This is a genomic window from Kitasatospora sp. NPDC049258 (assembly GCF_040678895.1).
In the GTDB taxonomy this organism is placed as follows: domain Bacteria; phylum Actinomycetota; class Actinomycetes; order Streptomycetales; family Streptomycetaceae; genus Kitasatospora.
The window spans coordinates 20,451-42,971 of record NZ_JBFAQT010000014.1; the positions used below are offsets into that span (position 1 = coordinate 20,451).

Sequence of the window (22,521 nt, forward strand, 5' to 3'; positions counted from 1 at the left end):
AGTGGGTACCGTCAGCGCAGGTGGGCCGGCGGGTGCGATGGGGTGGCGGGGCGATGGCGGACAGTCCTACGGGCGGCGAGTGGTGGCGGGTCGGCGGGCGGGTGCTCGGCGCCGGCCGGGCGGGCGGGGCGGCGGGTGCCGGCGGCGCGGGTGAGGGTGCGGCGCAGCCCGAGGAGAGCGTGTACACGGCCGAGGTGCCGGCCCCGGCGCAGTGGACGAAGCGCCCTGCCGCGGCGGAGCCGGAGCGGCCGGCCGAGCGCCCGGTCGAGCATCCGGCGCCCCGGCCGCAGCCGGGCGGGGAGGACGTCAGCGCGCGGTTCCCGGGCTGGGACACCGTCAGGTTCTACCCGTTCGAGGAGCCCGCGCCGGCCGCCGTCCCGGAGCCGCGCGAGGCCGCCGAGCCGGTGGGCGGCTCGGCGGCGGGCCAGGCGGAGCCGGCCGCGGGCGCCCCGGAGCCGACCGCGGGCGGCCCCGGGCTGCTGGCCGGGCGGCGGCCCGCCCCGCTGCTGCTGGTGGCCTCCGCGGCGCTGCTGGCCGGCGCGTACACCGGGGTGCTGCTGGCGATGCTGGGCGGCTGGGGCGCCGCGTACCTGTCCCGGGGGCTCGGGGACTTCACCAAGAAGTTCGCGGTGCTCGGCATCCCGCTGATCTGCATGACCGGGGCGTCGGTCTGGTTCTGGGGGCGGGCGCAGGGGCGGTGGGGCACCCCGGACACCTCGGGGACGCCGATGGGCGAGGTCACCTGGGCCGCGGCGCCCGGGGTGCTGCGGGTGGCCGCGGTGCTGACGGCGCTGTTCCTGCTGGCCCTGACGCTGCGGCGGCGCCGGGAGCCGTAGGGCCGGTCTTCGGGCCCTTGGCCTGCCCTCGGGCCGGGCGGGTGGCCAGCGTGTAGCGGATCGCGGTGCGCCGGGTCAGGCCGTCGGGTCCGGCCAGCGGGGCGAGTGCGGCGAACGCGGCCCGGCGGGCCTGCGGCAGCCGTTCGGCCGGGATGGCCTCCAGCACCGACCGGCGCCCGCTCGCCCACAGCGCGTCCCACCAGGCCTGCGGGTCGCGGTAGTGCGAGACGGCCTCGTGCTCGGTGCTGCGCACCTCGGTGAAGCCGGCCTCGGCGAGCAGATCGGCGGCGGCCGCCGGGTCGCCGGCCAGGCGGTTGAGGGCGGCCGCCCGCAGGCGCCCGCGGGCCCGCTCGGGCCCGGCCGCGAAGGCGGCGAGCCGGGCCGTGGGCTCGGCCCAGCGCTCGTCCCGGTCGGGGCCGAAGGCGGTGTAGCCGAACCGCCCGCCCGGGGCCAGCAGCCGGTGCGCGGCGGCGACCGCGGCGGCCGGGTCGGGGGTGTGGATCACGGCGAACGAGGACAGCACCAGGTCGAAGGAGCCGTCCGGGAACGCCGGCCGCTCGGCGTCGCCGAGCGCCACCCGGATCTGCGGCAGGCCGCGGGCGGCGGCGTCCGCCGCGGTGCGCCGGACCATTCCCGGCGCCAGGTCGATGCCGACCGCCGCCCCGCCCGGGCCGACCGCCTCGGCGGCGGGGAACAGCACCGCACCGCGTCCGCAGCCGAGATCGAGCACCCGCTGCCCGGGGGCCGGTCGGGCCAGGGTCACCAGCCGCGCGCCGACCGGGTTGAAGAACCCGCCGTTGCGGGCGTCGTACTCCTCGGCGACGAGCGAGAAGGTGTGGGCGAGGGCGGCCTTGCGCTGCTGGGCGTCCGACATGCCGTCATTCTCCGGGCCGCGGGCCGGTTCAGCCGCCGAGGGAGCGTTGGATCTCGGCGATGACCAGGTTGGCGCCGGTGTAGCCGATGCCCTCGAACCAGAGCTGGTCCTCGACCGGGAAGGCCCGGTGGGCCTTGACCGCGCCGAGCGCCTGCCACGCGGGGCCGGCCAGGACCGCGGTGGCGCCGGACCGGTCGGGGTCGCCGTAGGTGGAGTGGAAGAGGAAGTCGCCGTCGGCCTGGGCGAGCTGGTCGAGCGTCACCTCGACCTCCGCGCGGTCGACGTTCTGCGCGTCCGGGCGGCCGAGCTGCAGGTCGGCGAGCACGGTGCCGATGAAGCTCCCGCGGCCGTACAGCCGGATGCCGGGGGAGCCCTCGACGAAGCGCACGACGCTGATCCGCCGGCCGCCCGAGCCCGCGGCGCCGATCGCCTGCACCGCCTGGGCGACGTGCCGGCCGTACGCGCCGACCACGGCCGCCGCCTGTTCGTGGCGGTCCAGGGCGGCCGCGTGCAGCTGGAAGGCGTCCTTCCAGGGGGCGCCGGCGCCCTGGCCGAGGACGGTCGGAGCGATCCGGGTCAGCGCGTCGTAGCGGGCGCCGTCCCGGGTCTGGTTGCCGAGGATCAGCTGCGGGTCCAGGGCGGCGATCCGGTCGAGGTCGGCCGCGCCGACGTCGCCCACCGGCGCGACCTGGGCCAGCCGGGAGACGGGCCAGTAGCTCGGCAGCCCGCCGTCCAGCGGGGCCTTGGCCGCGCCGACCGGGGTGATGCCCAGGGTCATCGCCGAGTCCAGCTCGGCGGTGTCGAGGGCGACCACCCGGACCGGGCGGACCGGGACCACCACCGGCCCGTTGGCCGCCGTCACGGTGGCGCTGGGGGTGGGCAGCGGGGCCGGACTGCCGGTGCCGGTGGCGGGGGGCATCAGGTGCGGCCGGCCGGTGCCCGGGATGGTGCAGCCGGTCAGCAGCGCGGCGCCCAGCCCGGCCAGGACGGCGCGGCGGGGAAGCTGGTGCGGCACGCTCGGGCCTTTCGGTGCACGGTCGGTTGACAGTGATTATGTCTGATATGACCGGCTGGGGACGTGGTTGCCGGCGGCCCGGAGCGGCTCGGTGAGGCCTGGGGTGGCCTGGGGCGGCCCGGGGCGGCCCGTCGGGCACCGCTTAGGCTGGCGGCATGGCGTTCACCGTTGGTTTCGACCTCGACATGACCCTGCTCGACACCCGCCCCGGCATCAAGGCCACCTACGACGTGCTCGCCGCCGAGACCGGCGTGCGGATCGACAGCGACCTCGCGGTCAGCCGGCTGGGTCCGCCGCTGCTCCGGGAGATCGCCGAGTGGTTCCCGCCCGAGCGGGTCGCGGCCGCCGCCGACCGCTACCGGGAGCTGTACCCGGTGCACGCGGTGCCCCGCGCCGTCGTCCTGCCGGGCGCCCTGGAGGCCGTCCGGGCGGTCCGCGCGCAGGGCGGCCGGGTGGCGGTGATCACCGGCAAGTACGAGCCCAACGCCCGGCTGCATCTGGCGGAGGCCGAGTTGTCGGTGGACGTCCTGGTGGGCGACCTGTGGGCGGAGACCAAGGGCGCCGCGCTGCGCGAGCACGGGGCGAGCGTGTACGTCGGGGACCACCTGGGCGACATCGTGGGCGCCCGGGCCGCCGGTGCGGTCGCGGTCGGTGTGGCCACCGGCCCGTACAGCGCGCCGGAGCTGGCCGAGGCCGGGGCGGACGTGGTGCTGGCGGACCTGACCGCCTTCCCCGCCTGGCTGGCCACGTACTGCGGCTGAACCGGGGCCCGCGCGGCCCCGCCGGGGCCCGCGGCGCTACGCCCCGGCCGGCCCCGCGGTGGCGCGGGCGCGCTGGGCCCGGGCCGAGAGCAGCAGCCCGGTGAGCGACAGCAGGAAGCCCAGCGGCATCAGCATGCACAGCCAGTAGGCGAGGCTGGGGAAGCGCGGGAGGTCGAAGAAGAGCGGCACGAAGGTCACCAGGGTGGCCACCGCGCCGCTGCCGAAGACGATCGCCCCGGCCCGGACCAGAAGCTCTCCCCGGTCTGCGCTCTGCCTGCTCACAACTGACTCCTCCACGGCTCGTGACTCCTTCACGGCTCGGCCGCCAGTCTGACAGAACCTCCCCACCCCCGCCGATCGGCGGGGTCGGACTCCGTCTGCGCGCTCAGGTTTCTCAGCGAACTCTCAGGCACTCTGGAGATTGTCATACTGCGGCCACTGTGGGGGGATTCCCGGGGGGCCGGCCCGTCGGGGATTACAGGGGCTTCACACGCATGGGTCTGACCAGTCACAAGGTGCTGGCGCTGTCCGCGCTGGTCTCGCTGCTGCTGGTGGGGGGAACGGTCTGGCTCTGGCCGAGGCTGGCCCGCAGCGGCTGGGTGGCGGTCTGCGGCCGGATCGGCACCATCGTCGCCACCCAGCTGGCGGTGATGTGCACGCTGGGCCTGCTGGCCAACAACTCCTTCGCCTTCTACAGCAGTTGGGACGACCTGCTGGGCACCGCCGACAACGGCCCGGTGACCATCGAGAACCAGTTCGCCGACGGCCGCCGGACGGCCGGCATCGAGCAGATCGCCCACGAGAACGTGCGCGGCACCAACAGCGTCGGCCGGGACCCTTCGCTGGTCGGCAAGTTGGAGCGGATCCGGATCCCCGGCGCGAGCACCGGCCTGTCCACCGAGGGCTACGTCTACCTGCCCCCGCAGTACTTCCAACCCGGCTACCAGGACAAGAAGTTCCCGGCCGTGATCGCCATCACCGGCTTCCCCGGCGACGCCAAGAACCTGGTCAGCAAGCTCAACTACCCCGCCACCGAGCTGCAGCAGCTGCGCGAGGGGAAGATGAAGCCCACCGTGCTGGTGCTGATGCGGCCCTCGCCGGCGATGCCGCGGGACACCGAGTGCGAGAACGTGCCCGGCGGCCCGCAGGCCGAGACGTACTTCGCCCAGGACGTGCCGGCCGCGATCCGCGGCTCCTACCGGGTCACCGACGCGCCCGGCGGCTGGGGCCTGGTGGGCAACTCCACCGGTGGCTACTGCGCGCTCAAGCTGGCGATGAAGCACCCCGACGTGTACTCCGCGGCCGTGGCGCTCTCCGGCTACTACCGGGCGGCCGAGGACCCGACCACCGGTGACCTGTTCGGCGGCCAGCAGCAGCGGCGCAACGAGGCCGACCTGTCCTGGCGGCTGGCCAACCTGCCGCACCCGAAGGTCGCCCTGCTGGTCGGCGGCAGCCGGGAGGGGGACGGCGACTACTTCGCGAACACCGAGCAGTTCATCGCCGCCGCCAAGGGCGGACCGACCAAGGTCTCCTCGATCACCCTGGAGACCGGCGGCCACAACTTCAACACCTGGAACCGGATGCTCCCGGCCTCGCTGGGCTGGCTCACCGGCCACCTCACCGACCCCGCCTGACGCAGCGTCCTCCACCGCCCCGTGTGACCTGGCATCGGTCACTGCATGGAGTTTCCTGGCAGCGGGGAGTTTCGACCTCGCCCCGGCCGGGGTATGCAGCCATCGCGCGGGGTCCAGCGGACGCCCCGCCCGACCGAGCGGGGGTGTGAGCCAGTGGACAGCGCCATGCCGCACCCTGGCCCGGCCAGGCCCCGGTACGCCTCTCCTGCCGCGCATGAGTGAGCAGCTGAGAGATCATTGATCCGCTGATCGGGCCGGCCCGCCGTCGCGTGGCCGGTCCGGCGTCCACCCGGCGGGCCCCGGGCCGTTACCCGGGCCGCCCCCACACCCACACCGAGGACTTTTCGAGATGCCCACCGGCCAGGTCAAGTGGTTCAACGAGACGAAGGGCTACGGCTTCCTGTCGCGCGACGACGGCGGTGAGGTCTTCGTCCACACCAAGGCGCTGCCCACCGGCGTCACCGCGCTGCGGCCGGGGCAGCGGGTCGAGTTCGGCGTCGTCGCCGGTCACCGCGGTGAGCAGGCGATGAGTGTCACGCTGCTGGACGCGCTGCCCTCGGTGGCCGCCGCCCAGCGCAAGAGCGCCGACGACATGGCGCCGATCGTGCAGGATCTGATCTCCATGCTCGACGCGGTGCTGCCCGGCCTGCAGCGCGGCAGGTACCCGGCGAAGCCGACCGGCCAGCAGCTGGCCGTGGTGCTGCGGGCCGTCGCCGAGCAGTTCGACGTCTGACGGCGCGCACCGCGCCGGCCGCGCTCAGAACGCGAGCGCGCCCGGGTCGACCGCGGGGGCCAACCCCTCCGCGGCGGCCCGGGTGAGCAGCGCGCGGACCGCGGCGTAGCCCTCCTCGCCCAGCGCGGCGGTGAACTCGTTGACGTACAGGCCGATGTGCCGGTCCGCCACCTCCGGGTCCATCTCCTGGGCGTGCGCCAGCACGTAGTCGCGGGAGGCGGCCGGATCGTCCCAGGCCAGCACCACCGAGCTGCGGATGGTCGCGGCCAGCTCGCGCAGCCGCTCGGTGCCCAGCGAGCGCCGGGCCACGATCGCGCCGAGCGGGATCGGCAGGCCGGTCTCCAGCTCCCAGGCCTCGCCCATGTCGGCCAGGCTGTGCAGCCCGTACCGCTGGTAGGTGAACCGGGCCTCGTGGATCACCAGGCCGGCGTCCACCCGGCCGTCCCGCACGGCCGGCATGATCTCGTGGAACGGCAGCACCACGATCTTCCCGAAGCCCCCCGGTACGGCCTTCGCCGCCCAGAGCCGGAACAGCAGGTACGCGGTGGAGCGCTCGCTGGGCACCGCCACCGTCCGACCGGCCAGCGCGGCCGGGTCGCGCTCCCCGGCGGTCAGCACCAGCGGCCCGCAGCCCCGCCCGAGCGCGCCGCCGCAGGGCAGCAGCGCGTAGTCCCGCAGCACCCAGGGCAGCTGGCCGTAGGAGATCTTGAGCAGGTCCAGCTCGCCGCGCTCGGCCATCCCGTTGGTGAGGTCGATGTCGGCGAAGGTCACCTCCGGCGCGTCCGCGCCCGGCACCAGGCCGTGGGCCCAGGCGTGGAAGACGAAGGTGTCGTTGGGGCAGGGCGAGTAGGCGACCTTGAGCGGCTCAGCCACGGGGGACCTCCTGGAGCAGGGCTCGGTACGGCAGCGCGAGGAAGGCCCGCTCCAGTGCCCTCAGCGCCTCGCCGATCCGCCAGGCGGCGCGGTCGCGCGGCCCGACGGCGTTGGACACGGCCCGGATCTCCAAGGCGGGCACCCCGAACCGGGCGGCCGCCTCGGCCACCCCGAAGCCCTCCATCGCCTCCGCCAGCGCGTCCGGGTGGCGCGCGGCCAGGGCGGCGGCCCGCTCGGCGCTGCCCGTGACGGTGGAGACCGTCAGGACCTCGCCCGTGGCGGCGCCCAGCGCCTCGGCGGCCAGCCGCACGGCGGCCGGCGGCGGGGTGTGCCGGACGGTGCCGAAGCCCAGCTCGGTGACGTCCTGGAAGCCGTCCGGGGTCTCGGCGCCCAGATCGGCCGCCACCAGCCGCCCGGCCACCACCAGCGCGCCGATCGGCGCCCGGGGCGCGAAGCCGCCGGCGATCCCGGCCGACACCACCAGCGCGTACCGGTGGCCGGCCAGCGCCGCCGCCGTGGCGGCCGCCGCCGCGGCCGGTCCGACCCCGCCGGCCAGCACGTCCACCGGCACGCCGTCCCGCTCGCCGCGCCGCAGCAGGCCGCCGCCGGGCACCTCCACCGGGCGGGCGCCCCCGGGCAGGGCCCGCAGCACCGCCTCGGCCTCCGCCTCGACCGCGACCACGACGAGCAGCCCGGCCTGCGGGAGGCCGGGCTGCTCGTCGGTGGTCCGCACGCTCATCGCGGGGGGTGCGGTCAGCTCTTGGTGTGCAGCTGGAAGTACCAGACGCCGTAGATGTCGTTGGTCTTCTGGTCGGCCTCGACCACGGTGACCGTGGTGGTGCCGGTGGTGTTCAGCAGCGTGGAGGCGAGCACCGAGCCGGAGTACGTCGAGCCCTTGACCTCCTGCGCGATCGGCGCCTGGCCCTGCTGGCCGCCGTCGGTGAAGGCGAACCAGCCGCGCTCGCCGGTGTCCTTGTCCACCCCGATGCCGATCCGGTCGCTGGACTCCACGTCGGAGGACTCCAGCTTGTTCTCCTGGCCGGCCTTCTTGGCATCCAGCTGGCACTTCTCGATCTGCGCCTGGTCCAGCGGCTTGCCGTCGTTGTAGCAGAGCGGCGCGGTCCGGACCGAGGTGGTGCCGACGACCAGCGTCGCCTGACGCTCGGCGGGCTTGCCCTGGCTGCTGGCGTAGGCGATCGAACCGCCCACCGTGCCGGCGCCGATCACGACGACGGCGCCGATGGCGGCGATTGCACGGGTGCTGAGGCTCATGGGCAAGAGGCTACCGGGCTTTCGCGATCACGGTGCGCCGGGGTGGCCGAGTCGCCCCGGGCATCCGCACGGGCGGCCCAGCCCGCCGCCGCTCAGGCCACCCTGGGGTGGGCCGCCGAGCGGCGCGGCCCGATCCGGAACAGCGACCACAGGGCCCACAGCAGCGACACCGCCATCATCGCGGCCGCCAGCGAGAGCCCCAGCACCGCGTTGAGCGGCAGCGAGATGCCGACCACGCCACCGGCCACCCAGGCCAGCTGGAGCAGCGTCTCCGAGCGGGCGAACGCCGAGGTCCGGACCGCCTCCGGGACGTCCCGCTGGATCAGCGCGTCCAGCGCCAGCTTGCCCAGCGAGGCCGACATCCCGGCGGTCGCCGCGACCAGCGCCACCGTCAGCAGCCCGTACCAGAGCGCCGCCGCGGTGGCGGCCAGGGTGGCCAGCAGCAGCACCGTCGTCACGATCACCTCCGAGCCCCTGGTCCGCAGCCAGGAGCCGAACACCGAGCCGAGCGCGTTGCCCACGCCCGCCGAGGCCGCGAGCACGCCCAGGGCCGCCGTCTCGGGCAGCCCGCCGATCGGGTCGTTGCGGATCAGGAAGGCCAGGAACATCACCAGGAAGCCCACCAGGCAGCGCAGCGAGGCCACTCCGCGCAGGGCCAGGATCACCGACGGCCCGACCGCCCGCAGCACCCCCTTGGCGGGCGACACCCCGTGCTCCTCGGAGTGCAGCACCGCCCGCTGCTCGCCCTTGGCCGAGTCCACCTTGTGCGGCAGGTGGAACGCCATCAGGGTGCCGATCACGAAGACCAGGAACGCCCCGCGCAGCGGCCACCCCGCGCCGATCAGGTGCAGCACCCCGCCCACCCCGGCCGCCACCATGGTGGCCAGCAGACCCGCCAGGGTGACCCGGGAGTTGGCCTTCACCAGCGACAGCTGCGGCGGCAGCAGCCGCGGCACCACCACGCTGCGCACCACGCCGTACGCCTTGGAGGCGACCAGCACCCCGAGCGCCTCCGGATAGAGCGCCAGCCCGCCGGTGCTGATCGTGCCGGCCATCGTCCACGCCAGCACCGCCCGGGCCAGCATCGACATCGCCATCGCCGAGCGGCGGCCGTGCGGCAGCCGGTCCAGCAGCGGGCCGATCACGGGGGCGAGCAGCGCGAACGGCGCCATCGTGATCAGCAGGTAGAGCGCGACCCGGCCGCGGGCCTCACCGGTCGGCACCGAGAAGAAGATGGTGGAGGCCAGCGCGATGGTGATCAGCATGTCGCCGAAGGAGTTCAGCGCGTGCAACTCGATCAGCTTCGCCAGACCGGACTCGCCGGCGCCCTCGGCCGCCGTCGCGCGGCGGATCCGCCGGCCGGTGCCGTGCACCACCTTGCCGGTCCGGGCCCCCGCGGCGGACGCGCCGCGGGTCAGGACGTTGCGGGACTTCGCGGGCTGCGCCCAACCGTCCTCCGGCGGCTGCCCAGCGCCGTCCGGGGGGACCGTCGGCTGCCGCGGCACAGCGTCCGCCTCCGCGTGGTCCTCGCCCTGCGGGGAGTGCGGTCCGTGCGGCGACGGGGTCTCGTCCGTCACACCGTCATCCTGCCCGAGAATGGCGCGGCCTACGACTGATTGGGGCTTGCGTACGGATGGCGAGTCGCGGTCGCGGCGGTGTCGCGAGCACCCGGCGTGGGCCCCGGGCTGTGCTCCCCGGCCGACTGGCGGGTAGCCTGCACTACGGCGTGTGCCGGGACGTACAGGGGAGGGGCCAGGGCGGCGCGGCCCGTCCCGGAGGTCTCCCCGGTTCGAGCAGAATGGAACCGTACCCGGCGGGCCTACGCCCGTCGGCAGCACTGCGGACCCGCTCCGGCGGGCGGTGGGCCGGATATCGACCGCAGGAACGACAGGACTGGGAGAGAATCGACGCCGTGAGCGCTGCGATGCGAAGCCGTACCCCGGACCGGCTCTGTGCCGAGGCCGTCGAAATCGCCCGCCAGGCAGCCGAGGAGGCGGTCGGCCCCGAGAGCGTCGGCGCCCACCTCGGGGTGGAGGCGGACGGCGACCGTGTCGTCACCCACACCTTCGAGTGCCTGGACGCCGCCTACCGCGGCTGGCACTGGGCGGTCACCGTGGCGCGGGCGCCGCGGGCGAAGAACGTCACCCTCGACGAGGTCGTGCTGCTGCCCGGACAGGACGCGGTGCTCGCCCCCCAGTGGGTGCCGTGGAGCGAGCGGCTGCGGCCCGGTGACCTCGGCCCCGGTGACCTGCTGCCGACCGGCGCCGACGACCTGCGCCTGGAGCCCGGCTGGACGGGCGAGGACGAGCCGGCCCCCAACTCCGCCCTGGCGCTGGCCGCCGCGGAGGAGGTCGTGGTCAGCGACGACGTCCAGCCCGCCCCGGCCCGCGCCCGGATCGGTGCCATCGCCGAGGAGCTCGGCCTCGGCCGTCCCCGGGTGCTGTCCCGGCTCGGCCTGCACCTGGCCGCCGACCGCTGGGAGTCCACGTTCGGACCGCAGACGCCGATGGCCCAGGCGGCCCCGGCCTCCTGCACCACCTGCGGCTTCCTGGTGCCGATCGGCGGCTCGCTCGGCCAGGCGTTCGGCGTCTGCGGCAACGAGTTCGGCCCGGCCGACGGCCAGGTCGTCTCGCTCGGCTACGGCTGCGGCGCGCACTCCGAGGCCGCCGTGCTGCCCGCCCCGCCCGTCCCGTCCGAGCTGATCCTGGACGAGACCGTGGTCGAGCCGCTCCAGCTGCGCCCCGACCGCACCGGCGGCTCGGTCGAGCCGGACGCCCCGGCCGAGGAGCTCGGCCACTCCTGACGGCCCGTCGGCAGGCCCCGCCGCCCGGCGGGGTCAGCCGCCGAACAGGCCGCGGCGGGCCTGCCGGTACACCAGCTCGCCCAGGCGCACCTGGAAGTGGTAGCGCCCGACCGCGACCAGCCAACTGTCGCCGGCCATCCGGTACACCGAGCGCTCGCCCCGCCACCTGCCCCAGGTCCGGGTGACCTCCTCGACCGCCGCCAGCGCCTCCTCGCGGGTGCGGCCCGCCGGGCGGGCCTCGGCCAGCTCCCAGCCCTCGGCGAGCTCGCGCTCGATCAGCAGGTGCCAGAGCGGCTCCTCGCCGTGCCCCACCGGATCCGTCACGGCCCCTCCTCCCGGCGCCCGCGCCCTCGGCGGGCCCCACACCGGAGCCAACCCCCGGTGCGGGCGGGTGGTTCCCGCCCCGACCGCCGCCGACCGCCGACGCCCGGCCCCGACCGCCCGTGCCCTCCCTCGGCGCGCCCCGACCGGGGCCGCGCCGCACCCGTGGTCGGCGATGACGGTCCGGCAGGGAAGAATGCCCCCGTACGCACGACAGCTCGGCGGAAGGCGGCAGGTCGCGGTGGAGCCTCGGATCATCGGCAGTGGCACGGACGGAGAGGCCGCGGACGTCTTCGACACGGCCGGCCTGCGGCGGCGGGTGCTGGACGCCTGGACGGCCGCCCCCGCACGGTTCCGCGAGGACGCCAACGCGGAGGAGGAGCTGGCCCTCGGCGGCTACCGGGACCGGCTGGTGGTCGAACTCGCCCAGAACGCCGCCGACGCCGCCGCCCGGGCCGGCGCCGGCCCCGGCCGGTTCCGGCTCACCCTGCGCGACGGCGTGCTCGCCGCCGCCAATACCGGCGCCCCGCTGGACGCCACCGCCGTCGAATCGCTCTCCACCCTGCGCGCCTCCGCCAAGCGCGCCGACGGCGACGGCGCCGTCGGCCGGTTCGGCGTGGGCTTCTCCGCGGTGCTCGCCGTCAGCGACGAGCCGGCCGTGCTCGGCGCCCACGGCGGCGTCCGCTGGTCGCTCGCCGAGGCGCACGCGCTGGTGGCGGACCGCCCCGAACTGGGCGAGGAACTGCGCCGCCGGGAGGGCCACGTCCCGCTGCTGCGGCTGCCGCTGCCCGCCGAGGGCGCCGCCCCCGAGGGCTACGACACCGTCGTGGTGCTGCCCCTGCGCGACTCGGCGGCCGAGGACCTCACCCGGCGGCTGCTCGCCGAGATCGACGACGCCCTGCTGCTCACCCTGCCCGGCCTCGCCGAGGTCACCGTGGAGACCCCGGACGGCGTGCGCACCCTGACCCGCTCCGCCGAGCTCCGGCAGCCCGACGGGCTGACCCAGGTCACCATCGGCGACGGCGACCGGCAGGCCAGCTGGCAGACCGTCAGCCGCTCCGGCGCGGTGGCCCCCGAGCTGCTCGCCGACCGCACCACCGAGGAGCGCGCCCGCCCGTACTGGTCGGTGACCTGGGCCGTCCCGGTCACCGCCGACGGCACCCCGCAGCCGCCCCGCACCACCCCCGTGGTGCACGCCCCGACCCCCAGCGACGAGCCGCTCGGCGTGCCCGCGCTGCTGATCGCCGGATACCCGCTGGACTCCACCCGCCGGCACGTCGCACCCGGCCCGCTCACCGACTTCCTCACCGAGCAGGCCGCCGAGGCCTACACCGACCTGCTCCGCAGCCGCGGCGCCGACCTCGGCTCGCTCGGCCTGGTGCCGGCCCCGCTCGGCTCCGGCGCCCTGGACAACGCGCTGCGCTCGGCCATCCTGGACCGGCTGCCCGCCACCCCCTTCCTGCCGCACCCCGGCACGGTCGAGGAGGGCACCCCGGCGCTGCGCCCGCGCGACGCCACCCTGCTGGAGGGCGCCGACCAGCTGGTCGTCGAGGCGCTCGCCCCGATCTTCCCCGGCCTGCTGCCGGCCGGCCTGGAGCGCCGCAGCGAGCTGCGCGCACTCGCGGTGCGCCGGGTGCCGCTGGCCGAGGTGGTCGACCAGCTCGGCGGCCTGGACCGCGAGCCGGCCTGGTGGCGCAACCTCTACGCCGCGCTCGGCGGCGCCGACCCGGAGTCGCTCGGCGCGCTCCCGGTGCCGCTGGCCGACGGCCGTACCGTCACCGGCCCGCGCCGGGTGCTGCTGCCCTCCGACGCCGCCGAGTGGGCGGGCTACGAGGGCTACCCCGAGGCGCTCGCCGAGGCGCTCGAACTGCTCGACCTGCGCCTGGCCCACCCGGAGGCCGCCCACCCGCTGCTGGCCAAGCTCGGCGCCGCCACCGCCACCCCGGCGGGGGTGCTCGACACGCCCGAGGTGCGGGCCGCGGTGGCCCGCTCGCTGGAGGTCGGCGAGGACGACTTCGACGCCGCCGTGGACCTGGCCGACGCGGTGCTCGCCCTGGTCAAGGCGGCCGGCGCGACCGCCGGGGCGCACCCCTGGCTGGCCCGCCTGGCGCTGCCCGACGACGAGGGCGAGCTGGCCCGGGCCGGCGAGCTGATCCTGCCGGACAGCCCGCTGGCCGCCCTCGCCCGCGAGGACGACGCCGGCTACGTGGACGAGGACCTGCTGGAGCGCTGGGGCCCCGAGGTCCTCTCCGCCAGCGGGGTACTGGCCACCTTCGCGCTGGTCCGCGCCGAGGACGTGGTGCTCGACCCGGACGACCTGGAGCGGCTGGACCCGACCGCTCCGGCGGACCGCGCGGCCGGCGGCCGCCCCACCGGCCTGCTGGACGAGGCCCCCGACGGCCTGGCCGACTGGTGCGAGGACGTGCTGGAGGCCCTGCACGCCGACGACGCGGACCTCGGCGTCCCGCCGGTCGCCGCCGAACTGCTCGCCGTCCGCGACCTCGACCTGGTCGACGACGCGGCCTGGCCCGAGGCACTCGCGCTGCTCGCCCGCCCGCCGTACCGCGACGCCGTGGTCGCCCCGGTGCGCACCCTGCTGCCCGACGGCAGCTACACCGACCTCCCCCCGTACACCGCCTGGTGGCTGCGCGACCACCCGGTGCTGGACGGCCGCGAGCCGGCCGGCCTGCGCGCCGCCGGCGCCGACCCGCTGCTGCGCGGCCTCTACGACGAGGCCCGCACCACCCTGGACGAGCAGTTCCTGCACGCCCTCGGGGTGCGCACCACGCTGGCGGCGCTGCTCGCCGAGCCGCACGGCCCCGAGGAGCTGCTGGACCGGCTCACCGACCCCGACAGCGAGGTGACCCACCGCCAGCTGCACGGCATCTACACCGCCCTGGCCCAGCTGCCGGCCGAGCGGGTGGAGGCCCTCGACGTGGTCCGCTCGCTCACCGCGCTGGACGAGGCCACCGGCCGCCGCGGCGAGCGCACGGTGATCGTGGACGCGGCGCAGGCGGTCGTCGCCGACGCCCCCGACCTGGTCGAGCTGCTGCACGGCCACCCCGTGCTGCCGGTCGCGCCCGCGTTCGCGGTCGACCTGGCCGAGCGCCTGCACGTCTCGCTCGCCAGCGAGGTGGCCGGCGGCCGGGTGCTCTCCGAGGGCGCCCTGCACCGGGTGCCCGCCGTCGTCCGCGAGCTGCTGCCCGGCTGCCCCGCCGCGTACGAGGAGCACGAGGAGCTGCTGGTGGTCGGCCCGGACGGCGAGGAGGCCGCCGTGCACTGGCGCTGGGACACCGCGGCGCCCGCCCCCGAGCTGCCGTACGACCCCGAGGAGGCCGAAACGGCCGACGAGGACGACGAGTTCGAGGTGACCCCGGTGGCCGGCCTGCTGCACGCCGCCACCCCCGAGGGCCTCGCGGCCGGGCTCGCCTGGTCGGTCGGCCAGTGGCACCGCCGGTTCGAGATCCTGGCCGCGCTCGCCGAGCCCGACCGGGCCTACGAGCTGCTGGCCGCCCGCGACTTCGAGTCCTGACGGTCCTTGAGGTCACGCAGCACGGCCAGCTCCTGAGCCTGCCGAGCCGCCTCCGGGGCCCGGAGCGCGCGGTACACCAGTACCGCGCATCCGGCCCCGGCGGCCGCCAGCGCCAGCAGCACCCCGCCGCGCGGTGCGCCGTACCCGGTCAGCCGGACCAGGGCGCGGACCGCCAGCCGGCCCAGCAGGGCCATCGCCCCGCCGGCCGCGTAGGCGATGAACGCCTCCAACTCCCCACCCCTGCGCGCCATCACGGCCCCCCGTCACGCGTCCCCGCGGCGGACGATCACCCGCCAGACCACCTCCAGCGCCAGACCCGCCACCAGTGCGATACCCACTCCCACCCAGGGATCACGTGTCCCGGCCAGCGACAGCTGGAAGAAGTCCGAGAGCCACGGCACCACCAGCACCAGCGCGAACGCCCCGCCCATCGTCGCGATCAGCAGCAGCCGCCACCAGGTGTACGGCCGGGCCACGATCGCCAGCACCCACATCGCGACCAGGAACAGCGTCAGCGTCGCCACGCTGGTGTCGGCCTCCAGGTCGGTCACGTCGTCGGCCCGGGCCAGCATGTACGAGGTGAAGGTCGCCGTCCCCGCGATCACCCCGCCCGGCACCGCCAGCCGCAGCACCCGGCGCACGAAGCCGGTCCTGGCCCGCTCGCTGTTCGGCGCCAGCGCCAGGAAGAAGGCCGGCACCCCGATGGTCAGCGTGGACAGCACGGTCGAGTGCCGCGGCAGGAACGGGTACGGCACCTGGGTGATGACCACCAGCAGCGCCAGCAGCACCGAGTAGACCGTCTTCACCAGGAAGAGATTGGCCACCCGCTCGATGTTGCCGATCACCCGGCGGCCCTCGGCCACCACCGAGGGCAGCGTGGCGAAGCGGTCGTCCAGCAGCACGATCTGCGCCACCGCCCGGGTCGCGTCGCTGCCGGTGCCCATCGCCACCCCGATGTCGGCGTCCTTCAGCGCCAGCACGTCGTTGACGCCGTCCCCCGTCATCGCCACGGTGTGCCCGCGGGCCTGGAGCGCGGCCACCAGCTCCCGCTTCTGCTGCGGCGTGACCCGCCCGAACACCGAGGTCCGGTCGGCCACCTCGGCCAGCTCCTCGCCGCCCTCGGGCAGCGTCCGGGCGTCCACCGGCTGCTCACCCCCGGGCAGCCCCAGGTGCGAGGCCACCGCGCCGACCGAGATCGCGCTGTCGCCCGAGATCACCTTCGCCCGGACCTGCTGGCCCTCGAAGTAGCGCAGGGTGTCCGCGGCGTCCGCGCGCAACCGCTGCTGCAGCACCAGCAGCGCCAGCGGCTCCAGCCGGGCGGTCGCCTCCGGGGAGTCCAGCGCCACCGGGGTGCGGCCCAGCAGCAGCACCCGCAGGCCCTTGGCCCCCAGCTCGTCCACCTCGGCCAGCGCCGGGTCGCCCGCCGGCAGCAGCACGTCCGGCGCGCCCAGCAGCCAGCCCGCCTCGCTGCCCTGCGGCTCCAGCAACTGCACCCCGCTCCACTTGCGGGCGGAGGAGAACGGCATCGCCTCCAGCACCCGCCAGCGGCCGTCCTCGGGTGCGCCGAAGGCGTCGATCACCGCCTGCATGCTCGGATTGGGCCGGGAGTCGGCGCCGCCCATCGCCGCCAGCGCCTGCTCCAGCGCGGCCCGGTCCGGGTGGCTGCCGTCCGGATCCGGGGGGTCCGGGTGGGTCCCGTCCGGGTGGGCGCGGTCCGGGTGGGCGCGGTCCGGACGAGTGCGGTCCGCGCTGGCCGGCCCGGCGCCGCCCCGGCGCAGCGGCCGCAGCTCGATCAGGTCCATCCCGCCCTCGGTCAGCGTGCCGGTCTTGTCCAGGCACACCGTGTCCACCCGGGCCAGCCCCTCGATCGCCGGCAGCTCCTGCACCAGGCACTGCTTGCGGCCGAGCCGGATCACCCCGATCGCGAACGCCACCGAGGTCAGCAGCACCAGCCCCTCCGGCACCATCGGCACGATCCCCGCCACCATCCGGCGCACCGCCTCCCGCCAGTCGCTGCCCTCGACCGCCAGCTGGCTGATGATCAGACCGATCGCGGTCGGGATCAGCAGGTAGGTGATGAAGCGCAGGATCTGGTCGATGCCGGTGCGCAGCTCCGAGCGGACCAGGGTGAACCGGCTCGCCTCCTCGGCCAGCTGCGCCGCGTACGCCTGGCGGCCGACCCTGGTGGCGGTGAAGGCGCCGGCGCCGGCCACCACGAAACTGCCGGACATCACCTCGGCGCCGGGGTGCTTGAGCACCGGATCCGGCTCGCCGGTGAGCAGCGACTCGTCGATCTCCAGCCCGTCCGCCTCGGTCACCAGGCCGTCGACCACCACCTTGTCGCCGATCCCCAGCAGCACGGTGTCGTCCAGCACGATCTGCCCGGTGGGCACCGTCTGCGCGGAGCCGTCGCGGCGTACCTGCGGCTTGGCCTCGCCGATCAGCGCCAGACTGTCCAGGGTCTTCTTGGCGCGCAGCTCCTGGACGATCCCGATCGCCGTGTTGGCCACGATGACCAGCCCGAAGAGCCCGTCCTGGATCGGCCCGACGACCAGGATGATGCCGAACATGACGCCGATGATCGCGTTGAACCGGGTGAAGACGTTGGCCCGGACGATCTCCCGGGCGGACCGGCTGGAACGCACCGGCACGTCGTTCACCTGGCCGCGGGCGACCCGCTCGGCCACCTCCGCCGAGCTCAGCCCGACGGCGCGGGCCGGGCGCGGGCCGGTGGCGTGGGCGCCGGGTGCGGCCATCGCCGCCGACGAGGCGTGGGGGTGTGCGCTCCCGACCTCGGAGGGCTCTTCCGCGGGGTGCGTCATGGCACGACTCTATGGGGGTGATTTGTCCGGTGCGCCCCACTGTGCACCGATTCGGGCCAACCGGGTGGGCCCGAGGCCTCAGCCGTGGTTGTTCTCGGGCTCCGCGTCGTTCGTCGAGGTCGTCGCCCCGCCGTTCGCCGCCCCGCCGTCGGTCGCCCCGCCGTCGGTGGCGGCCTGCTCGGCCGCCTCCCGGCCGCGCCGGATCGCGGACCGGCGGGAGACGCAGTACCAGAGCCCGATCAGCCCGAGCAGGCCGCCGGACAGGCAGATCCACGGCCAGGTGCCGTGGCCGTGCTCGGACAGCGAGCTCTGGAACGGCACCAGCGCCACGAAGGCGAGGAACCACAGCACCGTGCCACCGCCGACGATCGCGACGTCGTTGGCCTCCAGGGGCGGCGGAGAGGGGTGCGGCGGGGTCTTCGGCATGCGCCCTAGCGTACGGGGGAGGCGGGGGGGCTCGGCAGTGGTGGGGGTGCCGGGGTGATCGGGAGTGACCGTAAGGGGTTGCTTCTACGCGCGAAGATGGCGCGTGCACGACCCAGGAACTCATACTTGGGATTCCGGATCGGCTCCGGCATGTCGGCTCTCCCCCCGGAGCCCGAGCGCCACGCCGCCGGCGGACCCGGCCAGCGTCGCTCGGGTGCCCTTCTCCTCCTCCGCCCCCACCCGACGAGGACACCCGAATGTCTCCGCTGGCCAACTCGACCGACGCGTCGGACGCCATGCCCACCCCGAAGGCACCGCACCCCGCGACCGGCGCCCTCGACCGGTTCTTCCGGATCTCCGAGCGCGACTCCACCCTGTCGCGCGAGATCCGCGGTGGCATCGCCACCTTCTTCACCATGGCCTACATCCTGGTGCTGAACCCGATCATCCTGGCCAACGCCGTGGACATGAACGGGACCCACCTCGACAGCGCCCAGCTGGTCACCGCCACCGCCCTCACCGCCGGGCTCACCACCCTGCTGATGGGCGTCATCGGCAACGTCCCGATCGGGCTGGCCGCCGGGCTCGGCGTCAACACCATCGTGGCGCTCCAGCTGGCGCCCCGGATGACCTGGCCGGACGCCATGGGCATGGTGGTGCTGGCCGGTTTCGCGATCATGATCCTGGTCGCCACCGGCCTGCGCGAACGGGTGATGAACGCGGTACCGCTCGGCCTGCGCAAGGCGATCGCGATCGGCATCGGCCTGTTCATCTGCCTGGTCGGCCTCGTCGACGCCGGCTTCGTCAGCCGCATCCCGGACGCCGCCCACACCACCGTCCCGCTCCAGCTCGGCACCAACGGCCACCTGCTGGGCTGGCCGGTCCTGGTCTTCGTGCTCGGCCTGCTGCTCACCCTGGTCCTGCTGATCCGCAAGGTGCCCGGCGCGATCCTGATCAGCATCGTCGTGATGACCGGGATCGCGGTGCTCATCCAGCAGCTCGCGGACCTCCCCGGCACGGCCTGGGGCCTGACCGTCCCGGCCTGGCCCGGCAACCCGGTGGCCGCCCCCGACTTCGGGCTGGTCGGCCAGGTCGACCTGTTCGGCGGCTTCTCCCAGGTGGGGGCGCTGACCGGGGTGCTGTTCGTCTTCACGGTGCTGATGTCGTGCTTCTTCGACGCGATGGGGACCATCCTCGGCGTCGCCGACGAGGCCCACCTGCTGGACGCGAAGGGCGACCTGCCCGGCATCAACCGGATCCTGATGGTGGACGGCATCGCGACCGCGGCCGGCGGGGCCACCTCCTCCTCCGCCAACACCTGCTTCGTCGAGTCCACGGCCGGCGTCGGCGAGGGCGCCCGCACCGGCTTCGCCTCGATCGTCACCGGCGCGCTCTTCCTGGTGGCGCTCTTCCTCACCCCGCTCGCCACCATGGTCCCGGCCCAGGCGGCCACCCCGGCACTGGTCACGGTCGGCTTCCTGATCCTGGCGAACTCCATCACGGAGATCGACTGGACCGACTACACCATCGCCGTACCGGCCTTCCTGACCATGGTGATGATGCCGTTCTCGTACTCCATCACCAACGGCATCGGCATCGGCTTCATCACCTTCTGCATCCTGCGGGTGGCCGCCGGCCGCTGGCGCAGCGTCCCGGTCGCGATGTACGTCGTCGCGGCGGTGTTCGCCTTCTACTACATGCTCCCGGCCCTGGGCCTGGACTGACCGCTCGGCCCCCCCAGCCGCTCGGCACGAGCCCGCTCCCGACCACCGGGGGCGGGCTCGATGCGTTGACCGGGTGTGGTTCGATCAGCGCGGGCCGAGCACGTCGAGGTGGGCTGCTGCTGACCGGGTGAGGCTGTCGAGGATGGCCTTGCCCTTGACGGCGGTGCCCAGGGACGGGCTGCCGATGATGCCGTTCTCGGTGTAGCCGGCCATGCCCAGGGTGAGCAGGTGCGGGCGGGTGGGGGCCGAGTGGTCGTCCCCCTCGATCCCGTCCAGTACGAGGTGTGGGGCGCCATGGAGCAGGAGCGAGACCTCCAGCTCGCCACCGTGCATGTCCTCGGCTCCGGTGCTCTCCAAGCCGGCCTCGTCGCGGGCCCGGTGCCAGTCGTCCCGGACCGGGAAGAGTGCGAGGTTGGGCCCGGTGGTGTTGGCCTCCTGGACCACGTTGGAGAGCACGTAGTTGCCGCCGTGGCCGTTGACGATGATCAGGCCGGGGACACCGGATGCCTGGAGCGACTTCCAGATGTCGTTGACCATCGCGTAGAGGGTGGCAGCGCTGATGCTCACGGTGCCCGGCATGGCCGCGTGCTCGTGGGAGCAGGACACGGTGATCGGCGGGAGCAGGAACAAGTCGTGGTCGGTGGCGATGCGCTGAGCGATCAGGCTGGCGATCACGGTGTCCGTGGTGAGCGGCAGGTGCGCGCCGTGCTGTTCGAAGCTGCCGACTGGCAGGACAGCGATCCGGGAACCTCGGCGGAGCTCGTCGGCGGAAGTGGCCTGTGTGATCAGTGCGGTGTCCATGATCTCAGCTTCTCCCATCAACTCAGGCTCGGGCGAGGGGCGATCACCCTGCGGGCGAGGGCCAGCCGGGCGGAGAACTCGGCTACCACCGGAACGTCGTGCCAGGTCATCAGTGCCTTCCCGGCTGTTGCCAACTCACCGAGCGCTCGCACGGATTCGGTCTCCAGCGCGATGGACAACGCGCGGTCTGCGGCCTGGGCGCTCTGCTCCGGCTCGCCCGCGGTCGCGTAGGCCCGTGCGAGCCGCGAGAGGTAGACGCCCTGGTCGGTCCGGTAGACCTGCGGAAGGGCTGCCAACTCCGCCTCGAAGACGCGGGCAGCGCGTTCCGGATCGCCGAGCTCGATCCAGCAGTTCGCCCGCTGCATCTCCACGTATGTCGGCGTGCAGTACGCGGTGTCCAGTGCGGCGTCCTCCGCCGGCTCGTCGGGGGCTGCGGCCAGCTCGGCGGCCTCGCCGAACTTTGCCTGGGCGAAGCTGGTGTTGCCCATGAGGGCGTGCCCTTGGGCTTCCTGCTGGGCGGCCAGCGCACGGATCCGCGGTGTCACCCCGGGCGCGCGCTGCGCCGCCCTGGCGAGGCTGACGGCCTGCTGAGGGCGTCGTCGGGCGGTTGCCTGGTTGCTCTTGCGGAAGAGCACGTAGGCGGCCATGAGGTCGTCGCCGGTCTCCTGGGACCACTCCATCGCTTGGTCGGACCACTGCGAGGCCTGGGAGAAGTCGCCCAGGTCTTGGTAGAGCCAGCCCAGGAACTCCGCCATGCGTGCTCCCAGGGTCAGCAGATCGTCTCTGACCGCGCCGCCGGCATGGAGTTGCAGCCTGTCGATCGAGCGGAGGTGCCGCTCGACCGGATCGAGCGCGTGCTTCGGACCGAACAGGTTGGCCGCTCGGTAGTGGCTGGGCATGATGGTTCGCAGCTGGGCGGCGAAGAACTCAGGCTCGATCAGTGGCTTCTCCGGCGCGGTGGTCTCTTCCTCCGGAGCGGAACTCCTGCGCGCAGGGACGGGCGAGCTTGCCCGGTACGGCTCCTCCCAGTGGCGATCGGCCAGGCCGAGCAGGCGTCCCGGGATGTGGAGCCCGTCGGCGATCCGCTCCACCAGGTCGATCTTCTCGATCCTCCGCCTGCCGGCGACCACCTCGCCCACTCGGCTCGGGGTGAGGTCGCAGGAGCGAGCGATGAGTGAGGGGTAGATCCCGGCGCGCTTGAGCAGGCGGAAGACAGCTGAGAAGTCCCGGATTCGGCAGGCTTCGATCATCTCGGGATCGGCGAGCAGCGCACGGGGTAGCCGCTGCGAGGATCTCGCCTCAACCATGTGCGGCCCCCACTGTCTGCGTGATCTTCCTTGGCCTGAGCGCAAGTTGATTGCCTGTGAGTTTACCCACGTTGGGTAATCACGCTGGGTGTGTGGCGTGACTTCTGCACCGCAATTCTGACATCAGGTGCCCGGATCTCCGGGTGCTCCGTGGGCTGGCCTCGGAGGGCGGTGCAGCAATGATCGAGCTGACGGATATCCCCGGCGGCGCGGTGGCGCCTGATCGGCAGGTTGTCTCCGCCACGCGGAGCTGCTGGTTGCCGTCCACCGTGAGGTCGGCCGGCCGGGCCAGGGCCTTGCTCCGTGACCTGCTGTCCGAGGCCGATACGTCTCAGGAGCTTTTCGAGGCGGCTGAGTTGATCGTGTCCGAGCTGGTTGCCAACGCGGTGACGCACGCGCGCACGCCCGGTCGATTGATCGCGGTGGTGCTGGCGATTTCGGCGGGGCGGTTGCGCATCGAAGTGCATGACGCGAGCGATCGACCGGCGGAGCTACCGCTCGGCGCGGGGATCGACTCCGAATCGGGGCGCGGGCTCCTTCTGGTCGATGCGTTGGCGGTGGTGTGGGGGTGCAGTCCGCGGCCGGGTGGTGTCGGGAAGTTCGTGTGGGCCGTGGTCGGTCCGGTGGAAGGGGAGTCATGCGTTGGGTGAAGCGGCCTGCCCGGGTTGGGGCGGCGTTGGATCGGTGTCACCACTGCGGTGCTGGGGTGCGGCGGGGTGTGGGGCGGCTGATCGTGGTCGGCGGTGTGGTGGTGGCTGTTCATCGGCGGCACCCGCGGCGGCAGGGT

General features: G+C 74.6%; 21 protein-coding genes. 8 read left to right on the forward strand and 13 right to left on the reverse strand.

Annotated features, from left to right (window positions below; genetic code table 11):
* Positions 1–53 precede the first annotated feature (53 nt).
* Entirely contained in the window at positions 54–836 is a 783-nt protein-coding gene (locus tag AB0K43_RS14430; RefSeq protein WP_363639413.1) for a hypothetical protein, read from the forward strand.
* Here AB0K43_RS14430 and AB0K43_RS14435 read toward each other — a convergent pair.
* Complete coding sequence (locus AB0K43_RS14435) at positions 739–1,710, reverse strand: class I SAM-dependent methyltransferase (protein ID WP_363639415.1); 972 nt, start codon at positions 1,708–1,710, stop codon at positions 739–741. The two genes, AB0K43_RS14430 and AB0K43_RS14435, sit on opposite strands and share 98 nt — an antisense overlap.
* Before the next feature lie 28 nt (positions 1,711–1,738).
* The gene (locus AB0K43_RS14440) at positions 1,739–2,725 is read right to left on the reverse strand and encodes an iron-siderophore ABC transporter substrate-binding protein (protein ID WP_363639417.1); all 987 of its coding nucleotides are present in this window, start codon (positions 2,723–2,725) and stop codon (positions 1,739–1,741) included.
* Positions 2,726–2,880: 155 nt separating this feature from the next.
* On the opposite strand from AB0K43_RS14440, the gene AB0K43_RS14445 reads away from it, so the two are divergent.
* The gene (locus tag AB0K43_RS14445; protein ID WP_363639419.1) at positions 2,881–3,486 is read left to right on the forward strand and encodes a haloacid dehalogenase-like hydrolase; all 606 of its coding nucleotides are present in this window, start codon (positions 2,881–2,883) and stop codon (positions 3,484–3,486) included.
* Between the two features lie 36 nt (positions 3,487–3,522).
* Here AB0K43_RS14445 and AB0K43_RS14450 read toward each other — a convergent pair whose 3' ends face one another.
* Positions 3,523–3,768, reverse strand: coding sequence for a hypothetical protein (locus AB0K43_RS14450; RefSeq protein ID WP_363639421.1), 246 nt, complete (start codon positions 3,766–3,768; stop codon positions 3,523–3,525).
* 212 nt (positions 3,769–3,980) lie between these two features.
* Here AB0K43_RS14450 and AB0K43_RS14455 point away from each other — a divergent pair, with 212 nt between their 5' ends.
* Positions 3,981–5,120: an alpha/beta hydrolase-fold protein gene (locus AB0K43_RS14455; protein ID WP_363639423.1), complete on the forward strand. Its 1,140-nt coding sequence runs from the start codon at positions 3,981–3,983 to the stop codon at positions 5,118–5,120.
* Between the two features lie 349 nt (positions 5,121–5,469).
* The gene (locus tag AB0K43_RS14460; RefSeq protein WP_363639425.1) at positions 5,470–5,853 is read left to right on the forward strand and encodes a cold shock domain-containing protein; all 384 of its coding nucleotides are present in this window, start codon (positions 5,470–5,472) and stop codon (positions 5,851–5,853) included.
* Positions 5,854–5,877: 24 nt separating this feature from the next.
* Here AB0K43_RS14460 and AB0K43_RS14465 read toward each other — a convergent pair whose 3' ends face one another.
* The 4 genes from AB0K43_RS14465 to AB0K43_RS14480 all read right to left on the reverse strand — a co-directional run bounded on the left by AB0K43_RS14465 (position 5,878) and on the right by AB0K43_RS14480 (position 9,374).
* Positions 5,878–6,726 carry a 1,4-dihydroxy-6-naphthoate synthase gene (locus tag AB0K43_RS14465; protein ID WP_363639427.1) on the reverse strand — a complete coding sequence of 283 codons (849 nt, stop codon included), beginning with the start codon at positions 6,724–6,726 and terminating at the stop codon, positions 5,878–5,880.
* Entirely contained in the window at positions 6,719–7,465 is a 747-nt protein-coding gene (locus AB0K43_RS14470) for a futalosine hydrolase (RefSeq protein WP_363639429.1), read from the reverse strand. Before AB0K43_RS14470 ends, AB0K43_RS14465 begins: the two co-directional genes overlap by 8 nt.
* Before the next feature lie 14 nt (positions 7,466–7,479).
* Complete coding sequence (locus AB0K43_RS14475; RefSeq protein WP_363639431.1) at positions 7,480–7,998, reverse strand: hypothetical protein; 519 nt, start codon at positions 7,996–7,998, stop codon at positions 7,480–7,482.
* 92 nt (positions 7,999–8,090) lie between these two features.
* On the reverse strand, positions 8,091–9,374 hold the full coding sequence (locus AB0K43_RS14480) for an MFS transporter (protein WP_363639686.1): 1,284 nt from the start codon (positions 9,372–9,374) through the stop codon (positions 8,091–8,093).
* Between the two features lie 548 nt (positions 9,375–9,922).
* Here AB0K43_RS14480 and AB0K43_RS14485 point away from each other — a divergent pair.
* Positions 9,923–10,801, forward strand: coding sequence for a DUF3027 domain-containing protein (locus AB0K43_RS14485; RefSeq protein ID WP_363639688.1), 879 nt, complete (start codon positions 9,923–9,925; stop codon positions 10,799–10,801).
* 33 nt (positions 10,802–10,834) lie between these two features.
* Here AB0K43_RS14485 and AB0K43_RS14490 read toward each other — a convergent pair whose 3' ends face one another.
* On the reverse strand, positions 10,835–11,125 hold the full coding sequence (locus AB0K43_RS14490) for a hypothetical protein (protein WP_363639433.1): 291 nt from the start codon (positions 11,123–11,125) through the stop codon (positions 10,835–10,837).
* A 238-nt stretch (positions 11,126–11,363) separates the two neighbouring features.
* On the opposite strand from AB0K43_RS14490, the gene AB0K43_RS14495 reads away from it, so the two are divergent.
* On the forward strand, positions 11,364–14,654 hold the full coding sequence (locus tag AB0K43_RS14495) for a molecular chaperone Hsp90 (RefSeq protein WP_363639435.1): 3,291 nt from the start codon (positions 11,364–11,366) through the stop codon (positions 14,652–14,654).
* Here AB0K43_RS14495 and AB0K43_RS14500 read toward each other — a convergent pair.
* The 3 genes from AB0K43_RS14500 to AB0K43_RS14510 all read right to left on the reverse strand — a co-directional run bounded on the left by AB0K43_RS14500 (position 14,618) and on the right by AB0K43_RS14510 (position 17,902).
* Entirely contained in the window at positions 14,618–14,905 is a 288-nt protein-coding gene (locus tag AB0K43_RS14500) for a hypothetical protein (RefSeq protein WP_363639437.1), read from the reverse strand. The genes AB0K43_RS14495 and AB0K43_RS14500 overlap by 37 nt on opposite strands.
* Positions 14,906–14,917: 12 nt before the next feature.
* Positions 14,918–17,410 (reverse strand): HAD-IC family P-type ATPase, encoded by a 2,493-nt coding sequence (locus AB0K43_RS14505; protein WP_363639690.1) that lies wholly within the window; start codon positions 17,408–17,410, stop codon positions 14,918–14,920.
* A gap of 144 nt (positions 17,411–17,554) precedes the next feature.
* On the reverse strand, positions 17,555–17,902 hold the full coding sequence (locus AB0K43_RS14510; RefSeq protein WP_363639439.1) for a DUF2530 domain-containing protein: 348 nt from the start codon (positions 17,900–17,902) through the stop codon (positions 17,555–17,557).
* A gap of 296 nt (positions 17,903–18,198) precedes the next feature.
* Here AB0K43_RS14510 and AB0K43_RS14515 point away from each other — a divergent pair, with 296 nt between their 5' ends.
* The gene (locus AB0K43_RS14515) at positions 18,199–19,626 is read left to right on the forward strand and encodes an NCS2 family permease (protein WP_363639692.1); all 1,428 of its coding nucleotides are present in this window, start codon (positions 18,199–18,201) and stop codon (positions 19,624–19,626) included.
* 84 nt (positions 19,627–19,710) lie between these two features.
* Here the strand turns inward: AB0K43_RS14515 and AB0K43_RS14520 are convergent, their stop codons facing one another.
* Together AB0K43_RS14520 and AB0K43_RS14525 are read right to left on the reverse strand one after the other, a co-directional pair.
* Complete coding sequence (locus AB0K43_RS14520; protein ID WP_363639441.1) at positions 19,711–20,427, reverse strand: creatininase family protein; 717 nt, start codon at positions 20,425–20,427, stop codon at positions 19,711–19,713.
* 17 nt (positions 20,428–20,444) lie between these two features.
* Positions 20,445–21,734 (reverse strand): hypothetical protein, encoded by a 1,290-nt coding sequence (locus AB0K43_RS14525; protein ID WP_363639443.1) that lies wholly within the window; start codon positions 21,732–21,734, stop codon positions 20,445–20,447.
* Positions 21,735–21,913: 179 nt separating this feature from the next.
* Here AB0K43_RS14525 and AB0K43_RS14530 point away from each other — a divergent pair, with 179 nt between their 5' ends.
* Entirely contained in the window at positions 21,914–22,384 is a 471-nt protein-coding gene (locus AB0K43_RS14530) for an ATP-binding protein (protein ID WP_363639445.1), read from the forward strand.
* The last annotated feature ends 137 nt before the right edge of the window (positions 22,385–22,521 follow it).